The sequence below is a fragment of the bacterium genome, assembly GCA_019637795.1.
GTDB lineage: Bacteria > Desulfobacterota > Binatia > HRBIN30 > CADEER01 > JAHBUY01.
The window spans coordinates 145862-172431 of the sequence record JAHBUY010000005.1 but is presented as its reverse complement, the minus strand read 5'-3'; the positions used below and the strand labels follow the sequence as shown (position 1 = coordinate 172431).

Here is a 26570-nt window from a genome sequence, read left to right as displayed (position 1 = left end):
CCACGGCGCGGCCGTCCCCCCCGGCCGTGGCGGGTCAGTCGAGCAGCCGCACGCGCAGCGAGCGCAGCGCGTGCGGCCGCACCTCGCAGCGCAGGGCGTCGCGGTGGTGCACGACGGCGGCGCCGTCGGCGCTCTCGTCGAGGCGCACCGATTCGACGCTGCGAATCGGCAGCGCGATGGTCAGCCGCGCCTCGAGCGGGGCATCGGTGGGGTTGAGGACGCGGACGATCACGCCGTCCCCGTCCTCGGCCGGCTTGAGCGCCGAGAGGACGATGCCGTTGCGCTCCAGCGACAGCAGCGAGCGGCCCGGCGCCAGCAGCGGCGCATGGCCGGCGATGACGCCGCGCAGCCCGAGCTCGGCGTCGCGGGCCGCCACCGGGTCGGCGCCGGCGAGCAGTGACAGCCGCGCCTCGAGCGGGCCCAGCATCTGCGCGCCGTCGACCGGCATCACCGGCCCCGCCGGCTGCATGCGGCTGCGCAGGGAGAAGCGCGCCAGCCAGCCGACGGCGCGCAGCAGGGTGACGACGATCTCGCCCGCGTCGGTGACCTCCGCCTCCGGCAGCCCGGGGGCGACGACGGTCAGGCCGTTGGCGCTGATCCATCCCTGGTGCGGAAAGGTGGCGGGCGCCGGGTGCACCCAGTCGTGGTCGTGCGGCCCGTGGTGGGTCGGCGGTCCGACGTCGAAAGTGGTGGCGGCAACCACCGCGGTCGCCGCCCCGGTGGGGATGCGCAGGCGCACCCGATGGTCGCGGGCGGTGTTGTGGATGCGCACCACGACGTCGACGCGCGGGACGCCGGGGGCGACCCGTACCTCGGTGATCACCCGCAGCGCCGTGCCTTCCTCGGCGCGCTGCTCGCGGTCCTCGTGGACGCCGACCGGGACGTTGAGGACGCGCGTGATCTCGAGCCGGTGGATGCCGGAGGGATGGCGCAGGCGGCGCCAACTGACGGCCGCCAGCTTGCCGCCGGGATCGCCGGGGATGGCGTCGAAGTCGTAGGTGTCGCCGCCGTCGCCCAGATCCTCGATCGTCAGCAGGCCGCCGAAGCGGCGGCCGCCGAGCTCGACCGCGATCGTGCCGTCGTCCGCGACCTCGGCGCGCACGTCGCCGGCGGCGATGTCGCGTCCCTCGTCGACCACCTCCTCGCCGCGCGCGATCTGCGTCAGGGTGAAGCGGCGGTACCCGAACGGGGGCACGTCGGCGGCGACGAACTCGAGATCGAGCGGCGACTGGATCGGCAGCCAGCGCGTGCGCTGCGGGTCGTCGGAGGGGACGATGCGCACCGGCTGGCCGTCGATCGCGAAGCCCGGCTCCTCGAAGGCGGCGAGCGTGAAGCGCGGGAACTGCGGCTGGCCGAGCTGCAGGCTGAAGCTCGGATAGGGATCGAGGGCGACGTGGACGACGTCGGTACGCAGATGCGGCGACGGGTTGAACACCGCGACGTCGTGCTCGACGACGTCGGGGGTGCGCCGCTCGACGTCGTGGCCGGCGAGCCGCTCGAGCAGTCGGGTGACGGTTTCACGGGCCAGCCCGTTGGCGCTCTCGTAGCGGCCCATCACCTGCGCCGCGACCGCATCGACCGAGCAGCCGCACAGCGAGTCGTGCGCCTGGTTGTGCAGCACCCGTTTCCAGGCGAGGCGGACGGCCGGCCGCTCGTCGAGCGCGCCGAGCGCGTGCGCCAGCGCCGCCCACGGTTCGGCCCAGCCTTCGAGCAGCGCCTCGCAGCGGCGGTTGGCGAGCTTGATCGGCATGCGCGTCGACCACACGCCGGGCAGCAGGTTGGCGAGCCGGGCGCCGACCAGCGGGCCGCGGAATGGCGGCTGATCGAGCGGGGGCGCGACGACCAGATCGTCGAGCAGGCCGCGTTCGACCGGCGCCTCGACGAGCGCCTGCAGGGCCTCGGCGACGGCACCCACGTGCGCGTCGGGCAGCATGTGATCGAAGCCGTTCATCAGCAGGCGCGGTCCGCCGCCGGCGTCGAGCTTCTGCAGATAGGCGGCGAGCCGCGCCGCCGCCTGCTCGGCATCGTCTGGCAGGCAGGCGGCGTTGAAGTAGCCGTCGCGCAACAGCAGCGCGGTGACCACGCTGCCGTCCGGCGCCTGCCAGCGGTAGAGGCCGCCGAGGCGGTCGATCTCGCTGCCGTTGCCGCGCCAGTAGATGAAGGTGTCGAGGCCGAAGCCGGCGAAGAGCTGCGGGAACTGCGCCGGGTGGCCGAAGGAGTCGGGGACGTAGGCGATGCGCGACGGGCGGCTGCCGAACTCCGCCGCCAGGCGCGTCCCGTAGAGGAGGTTGCGCACCAGCGCCTCGCCCGACGGCAGGAGCGAGTCGGGCTGCACGTACCACGGGCCGGTGGCGAGCCGGCCGGCGCGCAGCCAGGCCGCGAGCTCGTCCCGGCGCTGCGGCCGCACCGCGAGATAGTCCTCGAGCACCACCGTCTGCCCGTCGAGCAGGAAGTGATAGCCCGGGTCGGCGTCGAGCAGCTCGAGCACGCGATCCACGGCGTCCGCCAGCCGCCCCCGGTACGATTCGAAGGTGCGATACCATTCGCGATCCCAGTGGAAGTGGGAGACGATCAGGCAGCGGCGCATGCCGTCAGTTACGCGGATACGCGCCGACGGGGCAAGGGGAGGGCGGGCGGCGCGCTCCCATCCCGGCGTCGCGGCGCGCGTCTCGCCGGCGGCGCGTTCCCGCGCGCCGCCGCCGCTGGTGCGCGGTCGCCGATCGGGTATAGTCCGCGCATGCCGACGCTCGACCCGCGCGCCGAGCAGCAGGTGCAGGCCTATGCCGCCGAGGTCGTGCAGGCGCTCGGCGAGGCCGCCGTCGGCGTCGTCCTCTACGGCAGCGCCGCGGGCGCCGATTGGGTCGCCGGCCGCTCCGACATCAACACCGCCATCGTCCTGCGGCGCGTCGCGGTGGCGTCGCTCGACGCGCTGGCGCCGGTGGTCGCGCGCTGGCGGCCCAAGGGCTTCGCCCTGCCGGTGCTGCTCGACGAGGGGCAGGTGGCGCAGGCCTGCCGGCTGTTCCCGATGGAGCTCGACGACATCCGCCGCCAGCACCGGCTGCTCGCCGGCAGCGATCCCTTCCTGGCCCTCGGTACCGACGAGGCGGCGCTGCGCCGCGAGTGCGCCCAGGAGGCGTTCGGCAAGCTGCTGCGCCTGCGCGCCTACTACGTCGAGCACGCGGCGCGCCCCGCCGACCTGGCGACGATGATGCTCGACTCGATCAGGAGCTTCGTCACCGTCACCCGCCACCTGCTGCGCCTGCGCGGGATGGCCGAGCCGCCCGACTTCGCCGCCGTGCTGGCGGCGGGCGAGACGGTGGTCGGGCCGCTGCCGGCGCTGCGGCGCGTGCTGGCGCAGCGGCAGGCCGACAATCCCGCCGGGCTCGGCCAGCACGCGGCGAGCTACGTCGACGAGATCGAGCGCCTGGTCGCCGCCGTGGTGGCCGACTGTGCGTAGTCTGATTCCCCTGCTGGTGGGGGTGCTCGCCGGCGCCGCCGCCGCGCAGCAGATCCCGGCGCCGCGCGGCTTCGTCACCGACCAGGCGGGCGTCATCGACGCCGCCAGCCGGGCGCGCATCGAGGCGCTGGCGCAGGAGCTGCAGCAGAAGACCGGCGCCGAGATCGCCGTGCTGACCGTGGACACGACGGCGCCGCTCGACGACTTCTCCTACGCCATGAAGGTCGCGGAGGCGTGGAAGGTCGGCGAGAAGGGGCAGGACACGGGCGTGCTGGTGCTGGTGGCGGTGCGCGACCGCAGGGTGCGCGTGGTCACCGGCTATGGCGTCGAGGGCGTGCTGCCCGACGGGCTGGTGGGCAGCATCCAGGATCGCGAGATGGTGCCGGAGTTCCGCGCCGGCCGCTACGGCGAGGGGATCTGGCGCGGCGTCGCCCAGATGGCGCAGCGCATCGCCGGCGAGCGCGGCGTCGCGCTCAGCGGCGTCCCCGCGCCGCGCCCGCCCGCGGCGGCGCCGCAGATTCCCTTCTGGGTGGTCGTGCTGGCGTTGGTGCTGGTGATGCTGCTCATGAGCCGCGCCACCCGCCGCGGCCTGCGCGGCGGTGGCGGCCCGGTGTTCATCCCGGGCGGGTTCGGCGGCCGCCACGATGGCTTCGGCGGCTTCGGCGGCGGTGGCGGCGGCTTCGGTGGATTCGGCGGCGGCGGCTTCGGCGGCGGCGGCGCGGGGCGGAGCTGGTGAAGCGACGATGCGACGGAAGGAGGGGATCATGCGACGGATGCGCGTGGCAGTGACGAGCGTCGTGCTGCTGCTGACCATGAGCGGCTGCGGCTACAACACCATGGTCACCATGAAGGAGGCGGTCGATTCGGCCTGGGCGCAGGTGATGAACCAGCTCCAGCGCCGCAACGACCTGATCCCGAACCTGGTCGAGGTGACCAAGGGCTATGCGACGCACGAGAAGGAGATCTTCGAATCGGTCGCCAACGCCCGCGCCCGGCTGCTCGCCGCGAGGACGCGGGACGAGCAGATCGACGCCGCCACCGACGTCTCCGGCGCCCTCGGCCGCCTGCTGGCGATCGCCGAGAGCTACCCGCAGTTGAAGGCCAACGAGCAGTTCGCGCGCCTCTCCGACGAGCTGGCGGGCACCGAGAACCGCATCGCGGTCGAGCGCAAGCGCTACAACGACACGGTCCAGGAGTACAACACGTACGTGAAGCGCCTGCCGCAGGCGCTCTATGCCCGCTTCATCGGCTTCGGCCCGGAGAAGTACTTCGAGGTCTCGGCGGCCGCGCAGCAGGTGCCCAAGGTCGATTTCGGCACCGCGCCGTGAGCGCGCGGGCCCGCCCGGCCGTTGCGCCGCTCAGTTGCGGCAGAAGGGCACCGGCGCCGACACCACCTCGGCGCCGTCGAGGGCGCGGCGGCGGACGCGCAGCTCGGTCGGCGCCGCGCAGGTGATCGGCGAGCGGACGACCAGGTGGGTGGGGGTGACGCCGAGAACGTCGGCGACCTCGACCCACTGGCCGTCGGCCAGGACCTCGACGCAGGTGCCGCGCAGCGGCGCGCAGCCGTTGCCGCTCGCCAGGGCGCGACAGTCGCGGCTGCCGCCGGCGTGCCCGGAGATGGCGTCGAAGCCGCGACCGACGATGCGCACCGGCTCGCCGGCGGCGGCGCGCGATGGCGTCACCGCGTCGATGACGGGCGCGGCCGTCGAGGCGTGCGGCTCGGCGTCGCTTGCGTCGACCCGATCCGGCGCGCCGGTGTTGCTGTTGTTGGTGTCGTTGCGCGAGATCGCGGTGGCGCTGCAGGCGTCGGCGCTGGCGCCGCTGCTCGGGTAGCAGTGCTGCCACTGGTTGCCCCGCGCCGCCGCGAGCACGGCGGTGTCGACCAGCGCGTTGACGAAATTGCGCTTCAGGCGCGCCGTGCCCGCCTCGGTGAAGCCGTTGTTGGTGAAGGCGTTGCCGCCGGCGTCGCCCTCGCTGCCGAAGTCGGCGCTGCGATAGCCGTTCAGGCGCACGCCGGAGTCGCCGTTCCAGACGGTGGTGACGCCGCGCGCCGACACCTCGGGGGCGCCGCCGGTGTCGTCGACGCAGACGCCGTCGAGGCAGATGCCGTCGTCCTCGCAGTCGCCCTCGCTCAGGCAGGGCACCGGCGGCATCGGCGTCGCCTGTTTGACCAGGATGCCGATGCCGGCGCCGCTGCCGTTGCTGATGCCGCAGACGTAGTCGCCGTTGATGGCGCCGGCGGAGCGGCCCTGGAAGTAGAGGCCCTGCAGGACGCCGCCGCGCACGACGTTGCCCTCGGTGACCAGCGCCGTGCGGTTGCCCTGCGCCGACAGCTCCGAGGCCTGGGTGCGGGTGATCGCCTGCGCCGGCCCGCAGGCGCGCGGGTCGCCGCTCGGGCAGTTGCGGCCGCTGCCCTCGATGAGGTTGCCCACCGCCTCGATGACGCCGGTGCCGGTGGTGCCGGCGGTGGGTGACAGGGCGAAGACGCCGCCGCGCAGGTTGTGATGGATCCAGTTGCGCTCCAGGCGCAGGGCGCCGAGCTTGCTCTTCACGCCGCGGTCGTGACAGTAGCGCAGCTCGCTGTCGGCGACGACGATCGGATCGTCGGCGGTGGCGCCGGTGTTGCGCGCCTCGACGCAGTCCTTGCCGGTGGGCGCGTGCGTCTCGCCCTGCGCCACCTGGGCGCTGCTGATGGCGCGCCCGCCGCCGTCGAGGAGGCAGGTCGCGACGGCGCCGCCGCGGCTGCCGGCGTCGAAGTCGACGAGGTCCTGGTCGCCGCAGCAGATGCTCCCCTCGGCGGCGAGCTGGCGGACGATGGCGAGCCCCTCGAGGCGCACGCCCTCGGCCTGCACGCGCAGCACGCCGCCGTTCGACTCCTGGCAGGGGCAGGCGAGGCCGGGTTTCGGATCGGGGTTGGCGTTCTCGGCGACCAGGGTGATGGTCGTCGGGTAGAAGCGCTCCGCGAAGCCGTCGAGCGGCGACGGATGCCCGGCCGCGTCGCGGCCGTCGATCATGGTGCCGGGCGCGCGCAGGCGCAGCGGCGGGTTGCGGTCGACGCGGATGCGGACGCGGCCCTCGCCGTCGGCGAGGCGGTCGGCGGCGAAGCGGATGAGCGCCGGCGGCGGCGCCGTGGCGGACGCGTCGACGGCGTCGCGCAGGGTGCAGCTCTCGTCGCACACGCCGTCGCCGGCGTCGTCATCGCGCGTCACCGTGAGCAGCGAGCGGAAGAGCCGCCATTCGACGATGGCCGGCGCGGCGGGATCGGCGACGACGAGCGTGCGCTGGTGCTGCGCGTACGCCGCGCTGCCGGCGGCGACGCCGATGTGGTGCAGCCAGGTGCCCGGGGCGAGCCCGTCGGGCAGGCGCTGCTCGACCGGGTCGGCGTCCTCGGCGGTCACGGTCAGGGCGACCGGCCCGTAGGCGACCGCGCGCCCCGCGGCCGCTGGGCCATCCAGGCGGACGCCGGAGAGTTGCAGCGCGGCGTCGTCGGCGCCGGCAGGGCGCACCCGCAGCAACAGCGTCGCCGCGTCCGGCAATGGGGTCGCGGTGGCGGTGCCGGTCTCGGTCGGCGTCGGGCTGTCGGTCGCGGTGGGGGGCGGCGTGTCGGTCGGCGTCGCGGTGCGGCTGGCGGTCGGCGTCGCCGTGGGCGTCGAGGTCGCGGTGTCGGTCGGAAATGGCGTGTGCGTGTCGGTGGCCGTCGGGCTCGCCGTCGCCGTGCGGCTCGTCGTCGGCGTCGCGGTCGCCGTGGGGGTCGCCGGACAGCCGTTCAGCACGCTGCCGGCGGCGGCGATCAGGTCGTCGATCGTCACCGCGCCGTCGCCGTTGCGGTCCGCCGCGGGGCAGGCGGCGACCGGCAGCGTGCCGAGCGCGATGGCGACGGCGCGGACCACCTCCTCGACGCCGACGACGCCGCTGCCATCGCAGTCGCCGGGACAGGTCTGCGCGCCGATCGGCGCCGCCGGCGCCAGCGCCGACACGGCGAGCAGGCAGGCGATCAGGCGACGCCGAGCGGCGCGGCGGACTGCGGTGGGCACGACCATCATGGAGCCGCGGAACGAGCGGGCGGGACACAGAATGGGTACGCCGCCGCGTCGCGTGAGGCAACGAAAACGCCCGTGGCGGTGCTCACGCTGCCCGCGTCGGCGGGGAGGGGATGGCGTCCTGGCGAAGGGGCGCGTCGCCCTCGCGGCGCATGTCCGCGGCGAAGATCTGCGTCCCGCGGGTCTCCGGGAGCACCCAGACCCAGATGCCGGTGAAGAGCGCGAAGCCGGCGCCGAGCGAGATGCCGAGCCCCAGGTCGCGCGCGTTGCCGATGCCGTGCGCGGCGACCCAGGTGATGATCAGCGGGGTGAAGAACTGGACGCCGCGCGCCAGATTGAACGCGGCCCCCATGGCCGTGTTGCGGATGCGGGTGGGAAAGAGCTCGGCGAAGATCGGTCCGTAGGCGGAGAAGTTTCCCGTCCCGACGCCGACCAGGAACATCGAGGCCAGGATCAGCGCCGGCAGCGCGACGAGGTCGCTCCAGAACCAGGTCACCAACAGCAGGCCCGTCGCCCAGATGACCGAATAGATGCTGTAGGCGATGCGCCGCCCGTGCCGGTCGGCGATGACGCCGAAGGAGAGATAACCGAGCAGCGCCCCGCCCTGGGTGACGAGCATCCAGACGCCCGACCTGGCCATCGAGAAGTGGAGGCGGTCGTAGAGGTACGCCGGCATCCACGAGTAGGTGAACCAGTAGGCGGACATGTCGGTGACGGCCAGCACGAGGCCGACGAGGAACAGGCGTCGCAAGCCGCGGTCGCGCCGCAGCGAGACGAGGAAGTCGCCGCCGGACACCTCGGCGCGTTCGGGGTGCCGCTGCCACTCCTCCCAGATGTCGGACTCGGGCAGGAAGCGGCGGATGACGATCACCAGCGCCGCGGGCAGCACCGAGATGAAGAAACACGTCCGCCATCCCCAGCTCGGCCCGAACGTCTGCGCGAACAGCGGCTCGAGGAAGGCCCCGACCACCGTGGCGAGCGCGATGCCGACCGGGGCGCCGGTCTGCATCACCGCCGAGACGCGGGCGCGCATGCGCGCCGGGAAGGTCTCGCCCACCATCGTCTGCCCGGTCGCCCACTCGCCGCCGACGCCGAGGCCGGTGATGACGCGGAAGAGCAACAGCGCCGGCAGGCTGACGCCGAACCCGCACAGGAAGGTGCCGAGCGAGTAGGTCAGGATGGTGGCCGACAGCACCAGCTTGCGGCCGACGCGATCCGCCAGCCAACCGAAGAACAGGCCGCCCACCGCGGTCGCGGCGAGGCTGGAGCCGAGCAGGAGGGAGAGCTCGCTGTCCGCCAGTCCGAGGTCGCGCTGGATCGCCACCAGGAGGAAGGAGAACAGCATCAGGTCATAGAAATCGAAAACCCATCCCGCCCACGCCATGGCGAGGATGAGATAGTGGCGGGCCGAGGGTGTCTCGTTCTGGTTGAGCAGCACGACGCCGAGTCGCCTTTCCGTGCAGCGCCGCCGACGAGCGGGCCGCGGCGCGCGGTCGAGTCTGCGCCACCGACCCGAAAGTTCAAGCGACGAACTTCCACGGGGCTGCCGGGCGGTCAGAGCAGGGTCAGGCGGGCGTTGAGCACCACCGCGCCGGCGCCGGGGGCGAGCAGGGCGATGGGGTCGAGCTCCAGGGCGACGATCTCGGGAACGATCTCGACCAGCGCCGAGACGCGGCGGATGAGATCGAGCAGCGCGGCGCGATCGGCGGGGGCGCGACCGTAGTAGCCGTCGAGCAGCGGCGCCAGGCGGAGGCGATCGAGCATCGCCGCCGCGTCGACGTCGCTCACCGGCGGCAGGCGGTGGGCGACGTCGCGGGCGAGGATGCCGATGGCGCCGCCGAGACCGCAGGTGACCAGCGGGCCGAAGGTGGGATCGACGCAGACGCCGACGCGCGCCTCGAGCACCGGTTCGATCTCGCGCTGCAGGATCACCTCGGCGAGCCCCGGCGCCGCGGCGCGCAGCTCGGCGATGGCGGTCGCGACGTCGGCGGCGGTGCGCAGGCCGAGGCGCATGGGCCTGGGAGCGCGCACGCCCTCGGGATGCGGCGCGCGCACGGCCTTGACGACCAGCGGGTAGCCGAGGCGCTCCCCGGCGTCGGCGGCCTCGTCGAGGTCGACCTGCTCGCTCATCGCCTGGGCGATGCCGCCGGCGCGCAGGATCGCCGCCAGGTCGGCCGGCGCGACCACGACCGGACCGGTCGCGCCGGCGCGGACGCGATCGACCACCGCGCGCACCGCCTCCTCCTCCGCCGCGGCGAGCGCGCGCACCTCCCCGACCGGTCGCTGCCGCCACGCCGCGTAGCGCGCCGCCGCCGCCAGCGCGTGCGCCGCGCTCTCCGGGAACTCGTACGCCGGCAGCCGCCCGCGGGCGCCGGCGTGCAGCGCCTGCGGGATGCGGCCGCCGCAGAGGAAGACCGCCAGCACCGGCTTGTGCGCCGGCACCGCGGCGGCGCCGGCGGCGATCGCGGCGGCGTAGGCGTCGGCTTCGGCGGCGCGTGGCGAGACGAAGATGGCGACCACGGCGTCGACGTCGGCCTGGGCGCCGAGCGCGGCGAGGGCGGCGGTGTACTCGGCCGGGCGCGCCGGCGCCAGCAGATCGAGCGGGTTGGCGAGGGTCACCGCGGCGGGCAGGGCGCCGCGCAGCGCCGCGCGGGTCGCCGCGTCGAGCGCCGGCAGCCTCAGGCCGCCGGCGAGGCTGGCGCTGGCGAAGAACGCCGCCAGGCCGGCCGCGTTGCTCGCCGCGGCGACGCGCGGCCCCGCCGGCACGGGTTGGTTGGCGAGCAGCGCGGCGACCTCGAACAGCTCCTCGAGGCTGTCGGTGCGGATCACGCCCGCCTGCTCGAAGAGCGCGTCGACGACGATGTCGCGTTCGCCCGAGGCGGCGTCGCGCAGGGCGCCGCGGCTGGCGGCGACGGCGACGATCGGCTTCTGCCGCGCCACCATCGGGGCGAGCCGCGCGAAGCGGCGCGGATTGCCGAAGGCCTCCAGGTAGAGGAGCACGACGGTGGTGCGCGGATCCTCGTTCCAGTAGGCGAGCAGGTCGTTGCCCGAGACGTCGGCCTTGTTGCCGACCGAGACGAAGCTCGACAGGCCGATGCCGAGGCGCGCGCAGCGCTCGAGCAGGGCCAGGCTGACGGCGCCGCTCTGCGCCAGCAGGCCGACGCCGCCCGGCGTCACCGCCCGGTCGGCGGCGGTCGCGTCGAGCGACACCGCCGGGTCGGTATTGAGCACGCCCATGCTGTTGGGGCCGATCAGCCGCATGCCCGAGGCGCGCACCAGCGCCGCGAGCTGGCGCTGCGCCTCGCGCCCGGCCGGGCCGGTTTCGGCGTAGCCGCCGGAGGCGACCACCAGGGCGCGCACGCCGGCGGCGGCGCAGTCCTCCACCACCGCCGGCAGCTCCTCCGCCGGCACCGCGACGAGGGCGAGGTCGACGGGGGCGCCGATGTCGCCGACGCGCGCGAACGCCGGCAGCCCGGCCACCGCCGTCGCCTGGTGGTGCACGGGGTAGATGGGGCCGCGGAAGCCGCCGCGCCGCAGGTGGGAAAGGAAGGCGCCGCCCAGCGAATCGGGCCGCGGCGAGGCGCCGACCACGGCGACGGCGCGCGGCGCCAGCACGCTGCGCAAACTGGCCGCGGCGGCGGCGCGCTCGCGGCGCTCCTGGACCGCGAGCGAATCGGGGGTCGCCTCGGTCGGGAACGAGAGATGGAAGACGCCGTGCTCGAGCGCCCGTGTCACCCGGAAGCCGCTGCGCAGGAAGACCGCCAGCATGCCGTTGTTCTCGCCCAGCACGTCGGCCTCGAATTCCTCGATGCCGTGGCGGCGGGCGATGTCGGCGAGGTGCTCGAGCAGCACGGCGCCGATGCCGCGCCGCTGGTGGTCGTCGGCGACCGCGAAGGCGACCTCGGCGCGGCGCGGCTGCCCCGGCGCGCCGATCTCGGCGTAGCGGCCGACGCCGATGATCCGCTCGTCGCCGTCGCCGCGCAGGGTGGCGACCAGCCCCACCTGGCGGTCGAAGTCGAGCTCGGTGAACTGCCGCAGCTCGTCGTCGGTCAGCCGCTTCTTGACGCGGAAGAAGCGGAAGTAGACCGAGCGGGCGCTGAGGCGCGCGAAGTGGTCGTTGAGGCGCGCCTTGTCGTCGGGGCGGATGGCGCGGACGTGGATCGAGCCGCCGTCGCGCAGCACCCGATCGGCCGCGAAGGTGGCCGCGTCGCTCGCCATGCGTTCCTTATCCACAGATGGACGCGGATGGCCACAGATGGGCACGGATGACCACGGATGGCCACCGCGGAGCGCCGGGTCGCGGCCGCGCGCTGCTGGGAACGTCGGGTTGGCCGTGCGGATTCGCACTCCCGGCGCCGTGGCGCGGGTGCTAATGGCCCCGCATGAGCACGCACGCCGAGGTCTACGAGCAGAAGCTGCGGACGCCGCGGCAGGTGGTGGACGATCTGCGCCGCAACGACACGGTGGCGGTGCCGATCGCCACCGGGCAGCCGGCGGCCTTTCTGGCGGCGCTCGGCGAGCGCGACGACTGGGATGGGCTGACGGTGTTCAGCGGCCTGCTGATCGAGCCGTACGGCTTCCTGCAGCGCCGCGGGGTGCAGTTCATCAGCGGCTTCTTCGGGCCGATCGAACGCATGATGGTCGCCGCCGGCGTGCCGATCGACTACCTGCCGGCCGACTTCATCGGCTGGGAGCGCTACGCCCGCGCCGCCAAGCCGCGGGTGCTGGTGTCGGCGGTGGCGCCGATGGACGAGCGCGGCTACTTCAGCTTCGGCCTGCACGCCGGCGCCACCTTCGAGGCGTTCATCGATGCCATGCGCGACCGCGACCGCCTGGCGGTCGTCGAGGTGGTGGCCGACATGCCGCACGTCTTCGGCCTGGGACAGTACGGCGGGCACCGCGTGCACGTGTCGGAGGTCGACGCGGTGATCGAGTCGGACCGCCACGCCTTCGTCCTGCCGGACATCGCGATCGGCGACGCCGATCGCACCATCGGCGCCAGCGTCGAATCGCTGGTGCCGGACGGCGCGACGCTGCAGTTCGGCATCGGCGCCATCCCCAACATCGTGGCGCAGCTCCTCGCCGACGGCCGCAAGGGCGACTTCGGCATCCACACCGAGATGTTCGTCGACGGCATCATGCGTCTGCACGCGGCGGGCAAGATCACCAACCACAAGGGCGTGTTCGACGGGTTCTCGATCGCCACCTTCGGCGCCGGCAGCGGCGAGCTCTACCGGTGGCTCGACCACAACCCCGAGGTGCGGATGCTGCCGGTCATGCAGGTGAACGATCCGGCGGTGATCCGCCGCAATCGCCGCATGGTGAGCATCAACGGCGCGATCGCCGTCGACCTCAACGGCCAGGTGATGGCCGACACCATCGGCGCCCGGCAGTATTCCGGGGTCGGCGGTCACGAGCTGTTCGTCATCGGCGCGCACGACAGCGAGGACGGGCGCAGCATCATCTGCCTGCACTCGACGGCGACGGTGAACGGCGCGCCGGTCTCGAGCATCGTCGCCAGCCTGCCGCCGGGCACCCCGACCAGCACGCCGCGCCACCATGTGCAGTACGTCGTCACCGAACACGGCATCGCCAACCTCGGCATGCTCACCGCCCGCCAGCGCCGCGAGGCGCTGATCGCGATCGCGCACCCGGACTTCCGCGCCGATCTCGCGCGGGCGGGCGGCGACGGGCGCTGACGAGCGGCGGCTGGCCAATCTCCGGTCGCCCCTTGACGGCTCGCCGTGACGGGGAGAGAAGAAAGGCAGCGCATCATTCCAGCCCTGGGAGGATCCGCCATGGCGATCACGCAGCCGCTGTCCGAGAGTGGAGCCGCCAACGTCACCGGTCGTCCGCGAACGGTTCGCCGGGTGACCGCCCGCCTGCAGGGGGTCGACCGCGCGCTCCTGCGCGCCTTCCTGCGCTTCGCCGGCGACCCGCCCCTGCGCTGCGTCCTGCCCGACGAGACGGTGATCGATCCGCCCCACGGCGAGGTGGTCGGCACGGTCCGCTTTCGCGACCGACCGACGCTCTACGCGATGCTGCGGATGCCGGAGATCGGGTTCGGCGAGGGCTACACCGACGGCCGGATCGAGATCGAGGGCGACCTCGTCGAGGTGGTCGCCGCCGCCTATCGCACGCCGCCGTCGCCGTTGATCGAGCGGCTGTTCTTCTCCGCGCGCAAGCCGCGCGCCAACTCGCTGCGCGGCTCGCGCCACAACATCCACCAGCACTACGACCTCGGCAACGACTTCTACCGCCTGTGGCTCGACGAGCGGATGCTCTACACCTGCGCGTACTACCCGACGCCAGCGGCGACCCTGGAGGAGGCGCAGGTGGCGAAGATGCACCACGTCTGCCGCAAGGTGGCGCTGCGCCCCGGCGAGCGGGTGGTCGAGGCCGGCTGCGGCTGGGGCGCGCTGGCGCTGCACATGGCGCGGCACTACGGGGTCACCGTACGCGCCTTCAACATCTCGCACGAGCAGATCGCCTACGCGCGCGAGCAGGCGGAGCGGCAGGGCCTCGGCGATCGCGTCGAGTTCGTCGAGGACGACTATCGCAACGTCACCGGCACCTACGACTGCTTCATGTCGGTCGGCATGCTCGAGCACGTCGGCGTCGCCAACTACGGCACCCTCGGCGCGCTCATCGATCGCTGCCTCGAGCCGCACGGCCGCGGCCTCATCCACACCATCGGCCGCAGCCGGCCGGCGCGCCTCAATGCCTGGGTCGAGAAGCACATCTTCCCCGGCGGCCAACCGCCGTCGCTGGGGCAGATGGCGGCGATCTTCGAGCCCGCCGGGCTCTCGGTGCTCGACGTCGAGAACCTGCGCCTGCACTACGAGCGCACCGCCGCCGAGTGGCTGCGGCGCTTCGAGGCGCGCGCCGACGACGTGCAGCGGATGTTCGACGCCCGCTTCGTCCGCGCCTGGCGGCTCTATCTCGCCGGCACCACCGTCGCCTTCCGCCTCGGCCTGCTCCAGCTCTACCAGGTGGTGTTCGCGCGCCAGCGCCACAACGGCATTCCCTGGACGCGGGCGCACGTGTACGCGGACGGGTGCTGACGTGGCGACCCGTGGACGCGCCGCTGCGCTGCGTGCCGACGGCGCGGCGGCACCGCGCGAGGGCGGCAGCGACGTGAGGCATGGAATCGGCTGACGTCCTCATTGTCGGCGGCGGTCCCGCCGGCTCGACGGCGGCGTGGGCGCTGCGCCAGCAGGGCGCGGACGTCCTGGTCTGGGATCGCGCGTCGTTTCCGCGCGACAAGATCTGCGCCGGCTGGATCACGCCGCACGTGGTGGCGGCGCTGGGCCTCGATCTTTCGGCCTACGCGGCGGGCGGGCGGACCTGCCAGCCGATCCGCGGCTTCCAGGTGAGCCGGCAGGGCGACCGCGAAGCGCGCGTCCGCTACCCCGATGTCGTCAGCTACGGCATCCGGCGCTGCGAGCTCGACCACTACCTGCTGGCGCGCGCCGGAGCGCGCCGGCATCTCGGCGAGCCGGTGCGGACGCTGGTCCGGCGCGACGGCCACTGGGTGGTCAACGACGCCGTGCGGGCGCCGGTGCTGATCGGCGCCGGCGGCCACTTCTGTCCGGTGGCGCAGCGGCTCGGGGCCCGGCTCGGCCACGGCGAGCCGATCATCGCCGCCCAGGAGACGGAGTTCGCGATTCCGGCCGCGGGCAGCGGCTACCGCGTCGACCCCGATTTGCCGGAGATCTTCTTCACGCGCGACCTCAAGGGCTACGGCTGGGTGTTCCGCAAGGGCGACCACATCAACATCGGCCTCGGCCGGCAGGGCAACGCGCATCTCGCCCAGCACGTCGCCGCCTTCGTCGACTGGCTGGCGGCGCGCGGCACCGTGCCGGCAACGCTGGGCGGCACGCTGAAGGGCCATCCCTACCTGCTCTACGGCCAGGCGCCGCGGCCGCTCTCCGGCGATGGGGCGCTGCTGGTCGGCGACGCCGCCGGCCTCGCCTATCCGAAGAGCGGCGAGGGTATCCGGCCGGCGGTGGAGTCGGCCCTGTTGGCGGCGCGGGCGATCGCCGGCGCCGGCGGTCGCGTCGATGCCGGCGCCCGCGACGCCTACGAGCGCGCCGTGGTCGATCGCTTCGGCCCGCGGCAGGCGGCGCCCAGCCTGCTCGACCGCCTGCCGTCCGCGCTGCTCGCCGCGCTCGCCGGCCGGTTGTTCGGCCAGCGCTGGTTCGCGCGCCGCGTCGTCCTCGACGACTGGTTCTTCCACGCCCGGCAGGCGCCGCTGGCGGCGCCTGCCTGAGGCGCCGCCGCTGTTGCCGGCGCAGTCGATCTGCTAGGACGCGCCGCATGCGAACCCTCGAGCGCATCGGCGTCGGCACCAACTTCTCCCCCCAGGCGGACGTGGCGCTCGGCGTCGCCGTGGCGCTGGCCCGCGCCACCCGGGCGCACGTCGACCTCGTGCACGTCGTCCACCGGCCGCCGCTCTACGAGCGCATGGTGCTGTCGGAACAGAAGCTGCTCGCCGACCTGCAGCAGAAGGCGACGGCGCGCCTGCAGCAGTTGGCCAGCGCCCCCGCCTTCGCCGGCGTCCCGATCGCCGTGCACACGCGCACCGGGGCGCCGTTCGCCGAGTTGTTGGCGGTGGCGCAGGAGCAGCGCCACGACCTGATCGTGGTCGGCGCGCGGCAGCGCGGCGGGCTGACCGATCTGCTGCTCGGCAGCACGGCGGAGCGCGTGCTGCGCAAGGCGCCGACGCCGATCCTGCTCGCCAAGGCGCCGTTCGCCGATCCGCCGCGCTGCATTCTGGCGCCGACCGATTTCTCCGAGGCATCGCAGCCGGCGCTGCAGGAGGCGATCGCGCTCGCCCGCCGTTGGCAGGCGCGGTTGGTGCTGCTGCACGTCATCGAGCCGATCGTCCAGGCGTACGCCTGGGCGAGCGACCTCGCCGGCGGCGAGATCTACGTCATCGAACCGGAGGAGTTGCAGCCGGAATGGGCGGCGCTGCTCGAGCACCTCGACCTGACGGGCGTGCAGTGGGAGCAGCGGACGATCAAGGGCGACGTCGCCACCACCGTCGCCGCGGTGGCGCAGGAGCTGCCCGCCGACCTGGTGGTCGTCGGCACGCACGGCCGCACCGGCCTGGCGCACGCCCTGCTCGGCAGCGTCGCCGAGGGCGTCGCCCGCGCCGTCGAGCGCAGCGTGCTCGCGGTCCGCACCGGCAGCGAGCCGTTCGCGGTCCCGTGAGGCGGTCCCGAGGCCCTACTTCACCCGGATCGTCAGCACGGGAACCGGCGACGAGCGCACGACCCGTTCGGCGACGCTGCCGAGCAGCAGGTGGGTCATGCCGGTGCGGCCGTGGGTCGACATGACGATCAGGTTCGCCTTCACCGACTTCGCGGTGTCGACGATCGCCTGGTAGGGGGTGCCGGTCTGCAGCAGGGTGCGCAGCTTGACGCGCTTGCGCGCGTAGCGCGTCTGCAGGCGTTCGAGCTGCTGTTTGCCGCTCTTGCGCTGCTCCTCGAGCAGGCCGACGGAGGCGCCGGCGGCGGCGCCGGCGAGGTCGGGCACCGCGTAGTAGATCGGCTCGACCACGAACAGCGCGCACAGCTCGGCCTTCAGCGGCTGGGCGAAGTCGGCGGCGTAGTCGAGCGCCTTCAGTGAGGCGGGGGAGAAGTCGATCGGCACCAGGATGCGGGTGATCTTGGGCATGGACGGGTCCTTTCCGGTCAGGCCGCGCGCACCTTCAGATGCTGCACGGCGTCGATGAGGATGTCGGCACGGCTGAGCGCCTCGATCACGGCCTCGATCCGCGGCGCGGTGACGCGGACGAAGAAGCGGCGCGCGCCGCTGCCGTCGCCGGTGGCCTGGAAGGTGCCGAGGCCGAGCACCGTCGCGCCGGCCTGCTCGACCGCCTGCACGACCTCGGCGAAGCTCTGGCGCGGCGAGGTGAAGGTGAAGTCGATGCGCGCGGCGTGCTCGCCGACGCCGATGCCGTCGAGCAGGCCGTCGAGGATGTCCGTTTCGGTCAGGATGCCGATGACCCGGCGCTGCGCGTCGACCACCGGCAGGGCGCCGATGGTGTGCTGGCGCATGAGGTGCGCGGCGCGCTCGATCGGCTCGTCCGGCCCGATGGTGATGGCCGGCTCGCTCATCGCGGCGCTGACCCGCGTCGTCGGCAGGTACCCCTTGTGCTCGCGCAGGTCGCGGTCGCTGAGCATGCCGACCAGATGCCCTGCCGGGTCGACCACCGGCGCGTGGCGGAAGCCGCCCTCGGACATCGCCCGCGCCACGTCATCGAGTCGGTCGTTCGCGGTCACGCAGTACGGCTTCTCCTTCATCCACAGAGAGACCTGCATGGCGCTTTCTCCTCGGAGCTCTCATTGAGCAAGTGATGAGCCATGGCCGGGGTCGTCCGCGCACGCGTCCTACCACAGGTTTCTTCGCAATCGTAGGCGAGACCGCCGCCGGCTTCTCGCGGCTGCGAAGAAATGCTTCGCGCCACTGCGAGGAGCGGGTCGCTGCGGGTCTGACGCGAGGCGCGCCGCACGGGTGGCAGGAAACTTGCGGATTGTCTGGGCGTCGCCGACGGGAAGCGCAGCCCGGGGGCAGAGGAGGAGTCATGCAGGTGCATCTGTCGTTTCGCGACATGGAGCCATCGCCGGCCGTCGAGGAGCGGGTACGCGAGCGCGCCGCTCGCCTCGAGCGCTACTACGATCGGATCACCGCCTGCCGGGTGGTGGTCGAATCGCCGCACCACCACCATCACAAAGGACAACTGTATCGCGTCCGCATCGACCTGACGGTGCCGGAGCACACCATCATCGTCGACGGGCGCTCCGCCGACGGGTCGCACCAGGACGTGTACGTGGCGATCCGCGACGCCTTCGACACCGCCCGCCGCGAGCTCGAGGACTGGGTCCGTCGGCGCCGCCCGCACTGAGCGGCGCCCTGCCGTTCCCCTACGGCGCGCGGCTGGCGTCCAGCCACAGGCGCTTGAGATCCTTGGGAAGCTGGCTGAAGACGTCCCAGGCCTCGCCCTCGGTGCCGCTCGGGCTGCCGAGCAGATGCTGCAGGACGGCGAAGACGGCGCGGGTGCCGCGCTGCGCCTCGGCGTCGTCCGGCAGGGCGGCGTGCTGGCGAACGCGGCCGATGAACTCCGGCAGGTGCAGGCGCTCGACCGGGCGGTCGTCGCGCTCGTTCTCGAGCCACAGCTTCTTCAGGCCGGTGGGAAGCTGGGCCGCCACGTTGCTCGCTTCCTTGGGCGTGATGCGCGCCCGCAGCTCCTGGAAGACGACATAGGTGATGGCTTCGGCACGCCGCTCGTCGCAGCGCAGGCGGGCGGCTACTTCGCGAAAGAAGGCGCGATCGTTCATGTTCCCCTCTCTTGTTGCCGAGTGTAGCGCCGAATCGCGCCCGCGCGTAGAGCCGAGCTCGGTCCCCGTCCCCGGATGGCGCGGCCGGCCGCAGTCTTCGCTGCACCACTGCTCGCCCGCCCGCAGCGAACACCAGACGATGCTGCGCCGCCAGCCGCCGCGCTCGCGCCGCTCGACGGCGTTGATCAGCGCCTGGGCGCCCTGGCGGGGACAGCGGACGAATCCCGATCGATTGCGGATGGCCCACCGGCCCCCGGGGTCTCGTGTCGTCCCACGGCTCATGGGGCCAGGCCAGCAGATCGCGCGATGCCGGCAAAGGGCTGGGCGCAGTGCGGTGGCTGATCATTGTCAGCGGCTTGCCTTTCCCACGTCTGCGACGCCGGCCGCGACGCGCGCGCGGCCGGCACCGGATCCGTCCCTGGCGCAGCGATTGCGAGACGAGGGGCACGGGGTGCGTGGCATGGAGCATCAAGCAGAACGCCTGCGGGGCGAGGACCTGACGTTCTGGTGGCTCGATTCGCCGCAGCAGCCGACCACGATGGCGATGCTCATGCTGCTCGATCGGCCGCCGGACCGCGAGCGCCTGCGGGCCGCCCTGCGGCGGAGCATCGCCGCGGTGCCGCGGCTGACGCAGCGCGTCCGCGATGCTCCGCTCGACCTGACCTTGCCGCACTGGGAGGACGATCCGACCTTCGACCTCGACTACCACCTCCGCCACCACGCGGTGCCGGGCGGCGCGTGGGCCGAGCTGCTGCGCGAGCTCGGCCCGGCATACGAGACGCCGTTCGACCGCAGCCGTCCCCTGTGGGAGGCGCGGGTGTACGACGGCCTGGCCGACGAGCGCGCGGCGCTCTTCTTCAAGCTCCATCACGCGGTCGCCGACGGGGTCGGCGGCAACGCGATCTTCGCCGCGATGACCGACTGGGACCGCGCCGGCAGCGCCGATGCGGATGCGGCGTCGCCCGCGGCGGGGCGCAAAGGGGCGTGGCCGCGCCCGCAGGGCTTCGGCGAGCAGCTCGTCGAGGCGCTGCGCGACCGGGTCGAGCTCGACCTCGAGCGGGCGGCCGCGGCGGCGCGGACGCTGGTCGACACCGTGCAGCACCCCGGCCAGATCGCGCGCGCGCTCACCGCCCTGCGCTCGCTGGCGGAGACCATCCGTTTCGACAGCCACTCGCCGCTCAAGGGCGCGGCCGGCCGGGCGCGGCGCCTGAGCGGCATGGCGCTGCCCTTCGCGGACATGCGGGCGCTCAAGGCGGCGCTGGGCGGGACGATGATCGACGTCATCTGCACCGTCATGGCCCGCGCCATGCGGAGCTGGCATCGCGCCCACCGGCTGGGTGAGGTTCGCGAGCTGCTGACGCTGGTGCCGATCAACCTGCGCAGGCCCGAGGAGTGGACCGAGAAGGCCGCCACCGGCAACGTCGCCACCGGCATCCTGGTGCGGCTGCCGATCGCGATCGACGATCCGCTGGCGACCTTTCACGCCGTGCGGGCGCGGATCGAGGCGGCCAAGGCCGATCCCTCCGCCAACGCTTCGCCGATCCTCGCCGAGGCGCTCAGCGTGCTGCCGCGTTCCCTGATCACCTGGCTCACCGAGGGCACGTTCGGCAATCTCGACTTCATCGTCACCAACGTGCCCGGCATTCTGGTGCCCCGCTACCTCGCCGGGGCCGAGATCCTCGCCGCCTACCCGTTCGCGCCGGTGGCCGTGCGCAGCCCGGCGAGCGTCGCGCTGTATGGCTATCGCGACGCGCTGTTCATCGGTATCACGTCGGACATGGCGACGATGCCGGACGTCGAGCGCTTCGAACGCGCCGTCGAGCGAGCCTTCCGCGAGTTGCAGGCGGCGGCCGGCATCGAACCGCCGGCGGCGCGCCGGCGGCGGAGCCGGGCCGCGACTCCGCGCGGCCGCGGCAGCAGGAGGTCGCATGCGCGACGTGCGTAGGGCGCCGCTGGTCGCGGCGGCGATCGGCGTGCTGGTGCTGGCAACGACGGCCCGGGCCGCCGACGGCCGGGGGCTCTATCTCCGACAGTGCGCGCCGTGCCACGGCGTCGACGGGCGCGGCGACGGTCCCAATGCGGCTCTCTTCGCGATGCACCCGCGCGACCTGCGCGAGGGATTCCTGGCGCGCTACCCCACCGACGAGCTCGTGAAACGGGTGCGCAGCGGCGAGCCGCTGCGCCTGGCGGTCGATCCCGCGGCGCTGCGACGGCGCACCGCCGACGTCGAAGCCATGGTCGCCTATCTGCAGCGGTTGCCGACCATCGACTGGCGGCAGGCCGACCCCGGCTGGGAGATCTACGTCGATCGCTGCGCCGGTTGCCACGGGCCGTACGGCACGCCGCTCGCGCCGCCACCCGAGGGGGTGCGGCCGCCGCGTTCGCTGGCGGACCCGGCGTTTCAGGCCTCGCTGTCGGACGAGACCATGGTCGAGGTCGTGCGCCACGGTCGCGCCGGCATGCCGGCGCTGGTGCCGCGCCTGAGCGATGCCGAGGCGCGCGACGTCGCCGCCTACGTGCGCCTCTTCTCGCCCGGCTTCGAGACCTACACCACCACCTGCGCCCCCTGCCACGGCGATCACGGCGTCCCGACCGGCGACTCGGGCGAAGCGGTGCGGCAGCCGACGGTGATCTTCAACCGGCAGTACTTCGCCGCGCACGATCCGGAAGCGCTGCGCGGGACCATCTGGCACATGCTCGACGAGCATGCGCCGGTGATGCCGCACTACGCCGGCGTCCTGACGGAGGCGGAGGCGCGCGCCATCGTCGACTACCTGCGGGCGACGCGCTGAGCCGATGCCGGCGGCCGCTCGCGCGCCATGCGGGGCAGGCAATCCGGGCGCCGACCGCTATATTCCCCGTGCGAGAAGTGGGTGCTCGGAGAGGAGGGGCACATGTCCACGATCGAGACCCTGATGGCGACCGAGATGATCACCGTCGCGCCGGGCGACAGCGTGGCGGAAGCGGCGCGGCGCATGCTGGCCAACCGGGTCGGCGCCGTGCTGGTCGTCGAGGGCGGGCGGTTGCGCGGGCTGGTGTCGGAGCGCGACATCGCGGCCCGGGTCGTCGCCGTCGGTCGCGACCCGGAGCGGACCCTGGCGGCCGAGGTCGCGACCCGTGATGTGGTCAGCGTCGACGTGAATGCGCCGGTGCGGACGGTGTTGGAGACCTTCCGCTCGCACCGCGTGCGCCACCTGCCGGTCCTGCGCGATGGCCGCCTGGTCGGCATTCTCTCGACCCGCGACTTCCTCGCCTTCGTGGTCGAGGGGCTGGAGCGGCACATCGAGCGCGCCCGCTACGACGCCTCGCTGGCCGCCGGCGCCGATCCGTACGACCACTTCGGCGGCGGCTACGGGAAATGACGGCGGTCGCTACGTCGCCGCCGTCGCCTCCGTCTGCGGCGGCTTCTCGATGATCTGCACCTGGGTGACGCGGTTGCGCGACAGGTCCGCGACCACGATCTCGTAGCCGGGGACGTGGATCGACTCGCCCCGGCGCGGAGTGCGGCCGAGGGTGTTGAAGACCAGGCCGGCCAGGGTGTCGCCGGACTCGGCGGGCACCTTCCAGTTGGTCTGGCGGTTGAAGTCGCGCACCTTCACCCGGCCGAGCGCCTGGTAGCGTCCGGGCGCGACCTCGCGGATGGTGAGCAGCTCGTCGCGATCGAATTCGTCGCGAATCTCGCCCACCAGCTCCTCGAGGATGTCCTCCTGGGTGACGATGCCGAGCGTGACGCCGAATTCGTCCTTGACGATGGCGAAGTGGACGAACGCGTTCTGCATGTCGGTGAGCAGCTCGAGGATGCGCTTGCGCTCCGGCACCTGCAGCACGGGGCGCAGGATGCGGCGCAGGTCGGCTTTGCTGTCGCGCACCAGCTCGACGAGGTCCTTGAGGTGGGCGACGCCGAGCACGCGGTCGATCGAGCCCTCGTAGATCGGCACCCGCGTGTAGCCTTCCTCGAGCACGCTCTTCAGCAGGTCCGCGGTCGGGGTGTCGACCGAATACGCCACCACCTCGGTGCGCGGCACCATGATGTCGGCCACCGTCATGTCGACCGCGCGCGCCGCCGCGGCGATGATGCCGATCGGGCGGTCGCCGGTCGTGGTCTGCGCCTCGGCGCCGCGCGCCAGGCGCATCAGCTCCTCGACCGAGCTCATCTGCGGCGCCGTGTCGGCGCCGCCGGCGAGGCGCTCGACGAGGGGATCGACGACGCGGTCGTAGAGCACGTGCAGCGGCCGCAGAAGCTGGTGCAGGAGATAGAGGGGCAGGGCGACGAGGTAGGCGACGCGCTTGGGGTGCGTGGCGGCGAAGGCCTTCGGCATCACCTCGCCGAAGACGAAGGTCATCAGGGTCATGACCACGGTCGCGACGACGATGCCCCAGGAGTCGCCGAGGTAGCGAACGGCCAACGCGGAGGCGACCGCGGCGCCGAGCGTGTTGACGATGTTGTTGCCCAGCAGGACGGTGACCAGCAGGCGCTGGATCGAGTGCAGCAGCTCCCGCGCCGCCAGCACGGCGGGGCCCGTGGGGCGCTTGACGTCTTCCTCGAGGTCGGCGCCGCGGATGCGCAGCAGCGCCGTCTCGCTGCCGGAGAAGAAGGCCGATCCGACCAGGCAGACGAGCAGGATCAGCAGGTAGGTGACGGACTCCATCAGCGCGTCGTCAGCGGCGCGGAGGGGGGCTCGGGGTCCACGGGGCGGGAACGTACCTTGCGCGCCGGCGCCGGGCAACCGGGCGCGCCACTCTCACCTCCGGCTCACAATTCGCGGCGCCGGCGCCTGGGTCGCTTGCCGGCATGGCGGGATGCGGATAAGTGGGCCCTACCCTCGAGGGAGACGGCTGCGCGCAGGCGGCGGCCGCGGGCGAGCTCGTCGAGAAGAAAGAGGCCCGATGCCAAGCGCCAGGCGCCGTGAGCGCGATCAACTGTTCCAAGAGGCCGAGCGGCCGGTCGCCGATTTCAGCTTCAATGCCGAGACGGCGTCGGTGTTCGACGACATGCTCGAGCGCTCGGTGCCGTTCTACGGCGAGATGCAGCGCATGCTGGCCCAGTTGGCGGGCGATTTCGCCGCCGACGGGACCAACATCTACGACATCGGCTGTTCGACCGGGACGACGCTGGCGCTGCTCGACGCGCTGCCGCAGCAGGTGACGCTGGTCGGGCTCGACAACTCGCCCGCCATGCTCGAACGCGCCGAGGCGGCGCTCGCCGGCCGGCTGCGTCACCCATACGAGCTGCGGCATGCCGATCTCAACGAGGGCCTGTCGATCACCAACGCCTCGGCGGTGGTGATGAGCCTGACCCTGCAGTTCGTCCGGCCGGTGCACCGCGAGGGCTTGCTGCGCGAGGTCTGCGCCGGCATCAACCGCGAGGGCTGCCTGCTGCTGATCGAGAAGCTGGTGGCGCAGGAGTCGCTGCTCAACCGGCTGTACATCCAGCACTACTACGAGTTCAAACAAGCCAACGGCTACAGCGAGCTGGAGATCGCCCGCAAGCGCGAGGCGCTGGAGAACGTCCTGATCCCCTATCGACTCGAAGAGAACGACCTCATGCTGCGGCGCGCCGGCTTCCGCGCCGTCGACGTCTTTTTCAAGTGGTACAACTTCTGTGGCATCATCGCCGTCAAGTGACGCGGCGGCGGCGCCGAGCGGGATCGACGGCGCGCTGGTCGCGTTCGGCAACCTGGTCTTCCGCTATCGCAACGGCCTAGCGCCGGTCCTGCTGGCTGGCGTCCTCCTGCTGACCCGACCGCGGCCGTTCGGCCGGTCGACGACCAGCGAGCTGCTGTGGGACGCGGCCGGGCTGCTGGTGGCGACCGCCGGCCAGGCGCTGCGCGTCCTGGTGATCGGCCTCGCCTACATCCAGCGCGGCGGCAAGAACCGCACGATCGCCGCCGACAAGTTGGTGGTCGACGGCATCTTCGCCCACGTCCGCCACCCGCTGTACGTCGGCAACTTCCTCCTGCTGACCGGGCTGATGATGATCTGGAACGCCCCCGGCGCCTACGGGATGCTCGCCGTCGCTGGGCTGGCGCTGTTCTCGATGGCGCGCGCCGAGGAGGTGTTCCTGTCGCGCAAGTTCGGTCCCGCCTTCGACGACTTCTGCGCCCGCGTCCCGCGCTTCATCCCCAATCTGCGCGGCATCCGGGCGACGATGGCGCGCTTCGCCTTCGACTGGAAGCGGGTGGTGCGCAAGGAGTACGGCACGACCTTCGCCTTCGCGAGCTGCGCCGTGGCGTTGATCGCGCTGCAGTGGATCGAGTGGGACGGCCGCGCCGGGCTGACGCGGGCGCTGGCGACGCTGCTGCCGGCGTGGCTGGTCATCGTCGCCGCCTGGGCGACGGCGCGCTGGATGAAGAAGACGCGGCGCCTGGTGTCGCCCGACTGAGTCGCGGTCGCGGGGCGCCTTGACCGCCGCCGGCACCCTCTCTATTTCGGCGCAGATGGCGGGGGAACGCGCGCGTGTCGTGGTGACCGGTCTGGGGGCGGTGTCGCCGCTCGGGATCGGCGTCGCGCCGAACTGGGAGGCCGTCACCGCCGGCCGCTCCGGGATCGGCCCGATCGAGCTGTTCGACGCCTCGGCGCTGCCGGTGCGGATCGCCGGCGAGGTGCGCGGCTTCGATCCCGCCGCCTACCTGGAGAAGAAGGACATCAAGAAGGTCGACCGCTTCGCGCAGTTCGCGATCGCGGCGGCGCAGATGGCGGTCGACGACGCCGGCCTGCGCATCGCCTCCGACGAAGCCGGGCGGGTCGGCGTCGTCATCGGCGTCGGCATGGGCGGCCTGGCGACGCTCGAGGAGTACCACAAGGCGTTTCTCGAGGGCGGCCACAAGCGGCTGTCGCCGTTCGTCATTCCGCGCGTCATCGCCAACATGGCGCCGGGGCTGATCGCGATCCGCTTCGGCTGCACGGGCGTCAACTACACGCCGACCAGCGCCTGCGCGTCCGGCGGGCAGGGTGTTGGTGAGGCGTTCCGGTTGATCCGCGACGGCGAGCAGGACGTCGTCATCAGCGGCGGCGCCGAGGCGGCGATCACGCCGCTCGCCGTCGGCGGGTTCGCCGTCATGCGCGCCATGTCGACCCGCAACGAGGAGCCGACCCGCGCCAGCCGGCCGTTCGACCGCGATCGCGACGGCTTCGTCATCGGCGAGGGGGCCGGCGTCCTGGTGCTCGAATCGCTCGCCCGCGCTCACGCCCGGGGCGCCCGTATTTACGCCGAGGTGGTCGGCTACGGCGCCAACTGCGATGCCTACCACATCACCTCGCCGGCGCCCGAGGGCCGCGGCGCCGCCGAGTGCATGCGGCTGGCGCTGGCGAGCGGCGGGCTGGTGCCCACCGACGTCGACTACATCAACGCCCACGGCACGGCGACGCCATACAACGACGCCAACGAGACGCAGGCGATCAAGCGCCTCTTCGGCGAGCACGCGGCGCGTCTCGCCGTCAGCTCGACCAAATCGATGACCGGCCACCTCTTCGGCGGCGCCGGCGGCCTCGAAGCGGTGTACACCGTGCTGACGCTGCAGCACGCCGTCATCCCGCCGACGATCAACTACGAGCACCCCGATGACGAGTGCGATCTCGACTACGTTCCCAACACCGCCCGCCACGCCCCGGTGCGCGTCGCCCTCTCCAACTCCTTCGGCTTCGGCGGCGCCAACGCCTGCGTCGCCTTCCGGCGCTGGGAGGGCGCGTAGGCGCTCGTCATCCGCGCCGGCGGTGGTATGGTCGCCA

22 protein-coding genes are annotated in these 26570 nt (G+C 73.0%); 14 read left to right on the top strand and 8 right to left on the bottom strand.

From position 1 onward, the window contains the following. Positions 1 to 34: 34 nt before the first annotated feature. Positions 35 to 2587, bottom strand: coding sequence for a hypothetical protein (locus tag KF840_17760; GenBank protein MBX3026756.1), 2553 nt, complete (start codon positions 2585 to 2587; stop codon positions 35 to 37). 150 nt (positions 2588 to 2737) lie between these two features. Between KF840_17760 and KF840_17755 the strand changes: the two genes are divergently transcribed. The 3 genes from KF840_17755 to KF840_17745 are packed head-to-tail and all read left to right on the top strand — an operon-like array spanning position 2738 to position 4785. Beyond that, the gene (locus KF840_17755) at positions 2738 to 3457 is read left to right on the top strand and encodes a hypothetical protein (GenBank protein MBX3026755.1); all 720 of its coding nucleotides are present in this window, start codon (positions 2738 to 2740) and stop codon (positions 3455 to 3457) included. Further along, the gene (locus KF840_17750; GenBank protein MBX3026754.1) at positions 3450 to 4193 is read left to right on the top strand and encodes a TPM domain-containing protein; all 744 of its coding nucleotides are present in this window, start codon (positions 3450 to 3452) and stop codon (positions 4191 to 4193) included. The genes KF840_17755 and KF840_17750 overlap by 8 nt, the downstream gene beginning before the upstream one ends. 28 nt (positions 4194 to 4221) lie before the next feature. After that, the gene (locus KF840_17745; GenBank protein MBX3026753.1) at positions 4222 to 4785 is read left to right on the top strand and encodes a LemA family protein; all 564 of its coding nucleotides are present in this window, start codon (positions 4222 to 4224) and stop codon (positions 4783 to 4785) included. Between the two features lie 30 nt (positions 4786 to 4815). On the opposite strand, the gene KF840_17740 is transcribed toward KF840_17745, so the two are convergent. The 3 genes from KF840_17740 to KF840_17730 all read right to left on the bottom strand — a co-directional run bounded on the left by KF840_17740 (position 4816) and on the right by KF840_17730 (position 11715). Continuing rightward, positions 4816 to 7491 (bottom strand): hypothetical protein, encoded by a 2676-nt coding sequence (locus KF840_17740; GenBank protein MBX3026752.1) that lies wholly within the window; start codon positions 7489 to 7491, stop codon positions 4816 to 4818. Between the two features lie 91 nt (positions 7492 to 7582). Continuing rightward, entirely contained in the window at positions 7583 to 8881 is a 1299-nt protein-coding gene (locus KF840_17735; protein MBX3026751.1) for an MFS transporter, read from the bottom strand. A gap of 170 nt (positions 8882 to 9051) precedes the next feature. Then, positions 9052 to 11715 carry a GNAT family N-acetyltransferase gene (locus KF840_17730; protein ID MBX3026750.1) on the bottom strand — a complete coding sequence of 888 codons (2664 nt, stop codon included), beginning with the start codon at positions 11713 to 11715 and terminating at the stop codon, positions 9052 to 9054. Between the two features lie 164 nt (positions 11716 to 11879). On the opposite strand from KF840_17730, the gene KF840_17725 reads away from it, so the two are divergent. The 4 genes from KF840_17725 to KF840_17710 all read left to right on the top strand — a co-directional run bounded on the left by KF840_17725 (position 11880) and on the right by KF840_17710 (position 16713). Beyond that, a complete protein-coding gene (locus KF840_17725; protein MBX3026749.1) occupies positions 11880 to 13196 on the top strand; it encodes a 4-hydroxybutyrate CoA-transferase in 1317 nt (438 codons plus the stop codon). 99 nt (positions 13197 to 13295) lie between these two features. Continuing rightward, positions 13296 to 14561, top strand: coding sequence for a class I SAM-dependent methyltransferase (locus KF840_17720; protein ID MBX3026748.1), 1266 nt, complete (start codon positions 13296 to 13298; stop codon positions 14559 to 14561). Positions 14562 to 14641: 80 nt separating this feature from the next. Further along, positions 14642 to 15769 (top strand): NAD(P)/FAD-dependent oxidoreductase, encoded by a 1128-nt coding sequence (locus tag KF840_17715; protein ID MBX3026747.1) that lies wholly within the window; start codon positions 14642 to 14644, stop codon positions 15767 to 15769. Positions 15770 to 15816: 47 nt separating this feature from the next. Continuing rightward, positions 15817 to 16713 (top strand): universal stress protein, encoded by an 897-nt coding sequence (locus tag KF840_17710; protein MBX3026746.1) that lies wholly within the window; start codon positions 15817 to 15819, stop codon positions 16711 to 16713. Between the two features lie 15 nt (positions 16714 to 16728). On the opposite strand, the gene KF840_17705 is transcribed toward KF840_17710, so the two are convergent. Together KF840_17705 and KF840_17700 are read right to left on the bottom strand one after the other, a co-directional pair. Then, a complete protein-coding gene (locus KF840_17705; protein ID MBX3026745.1) occupies positions 16729 to 17178 on the bottom strand; it encodes a universal stress protein in 450 nt (149 codons plus the stop codon). Positions 17179 to 17195: 17 nt separating this feature from the next. Next, entirely contained in the window at positions 17196 to 17825 is a 630-nt protein-coding gene (locus KF840_17700; GenBank protein MBX3026744.1) for a CBS domain-containing protein, read from the bottom strand. A 263-nt stretch (positions 17826 to 18088) separates the two neighbouring features. Between KF840_17700 and KF840_17695 the strand changes: the two genes are divergently transcribed. Continuing rightward, positions 18089 to 18409: a ribosome-associated translation inhibitor RaiA gene (locus tag KF840_17695; protein MBX3026743.1), complete on the top strand. Its 321-nt coding sequence runs from the start codon at positions 18089 to 18091 to the stop codon at positions 18407 to 18409. A 19-nt stretch (positions 18410 to 18428) separates the two neighbouring features. Here the strand turns inward: KF840_17695 and KF840_17690 are convergent, their stop codons facing one another. Beyond that, positions 18429 to 18842, bottom strand: coding sequence for a DUF2267 domain-containing protein (locus KF840_17690; protein MBX3026742.1), 414 nt, complete (start codon positions 18840 to 18842; stop codon positions 18429 to 18431). Positions 18843 to 19302: 460 nt separating this feature from the next. Here KF840_17690 and KF840_17685 point away from each other — a divergent pair, with 460 nt between their 5' ends. The 3 genes from KF840_17685 (at position 19303) to KF840_17675 (ending at position 22204) form a co-directional block, all read left to right on the top strand. After that, a complete protein-coding gene (locus tag KF840_17685) occupies positions 19303 to 20787 on the top strand; it encodes a wax ester/triacylglycerol synthase family O-acyltransferase (GenBank protein ID MBX3026741.1) in 1485 nt (494 codons plus the stop codon). Next, positions 20771 to 21634 (top strand): c-type cytochrome, encoded by an 864-nt coding sequence (locus tag KF840_17680; protein ID MBX3026740.1) that lies wholly within the window; start codon positions 20771 to 20773, stop codon positions 21632 to 21634. Before KF840_17685 ends, KF840_17680 begins: the two co-directional genes overlap by 17 nt. 102 nt (positions 21635 to 21736) lie before the next feature. Further along, positions 21737 to 22204 (top strand): CBS domain-containing protein, encoded by a 468-nt coding sequence (locus KF840_17675; GenBank protein ID MBX3026739.1) that lies wholly within the window; start codon positions 21737 to 21739, stop codon positions 22202 to 22204. Positions 22205 to 22213: 9 nt separating this feature from the next. On the opposite strand, the gene KF840_17670 is transcribed toward KF840_17675, so the two are convergent. Beyond that, a complete protein-coding gene (locus tag KF840_17670; GenBank protein ID MBX3026738.1) occupies positions 22214 to 23491 on the bottom strand; it encodes an HlyC/CorC family transporter in 1278 nt (425 codons plus the stop codon). A 238-nt stretch (positions 23492 to 23729) separates the two neighbouring features. Between KF840_17670 and cmoA the strand changes: the two genes are divergently transcribed. From cmoA to fabF, 3 genes are read left to right on the top strand one after another with little or no spacing between them, the layout of a single operon-like run. Then, a complete protein-coding gene (cmoA, locus tag KF840_17665) occupies positions 23730 to 24467 on the top strand; it encodes a carboxy-S-adenosyl-L-methionine synthase CmoA (GenBank protein MBX3026737.1) in 738 nt (245 codons plus the stop codon). Then, the gene (locus KF840_17660; protein ID MBX3026736.1) at positions 24445 to 25224 is read left to right on the top strand and encodes a hypothetical protein; all 780 of its coding nucleotides are present in this window, start codon (positions 24445 to 24447) and stop codon (positions 25222 to 25224) included. The genes cmoA and KF840_17660 overlap by 23 nt, the downstream gene beginning before the upstream one ends. A gap of 55 nt (positions 25225 to 25279) precedes the next feature. After that, entirely contained in the window at positions 25280 to 26533 is a 1254-nt protein-coding gene (gene fabF, locus KF840_17655) for a beta-ketoacyl-ACP synthase II (protein ID MBX3026735.1), read from the top strand. The last annotated feature ends 37 nt before the right edge of the window (positions 26534 to 26570 follow it).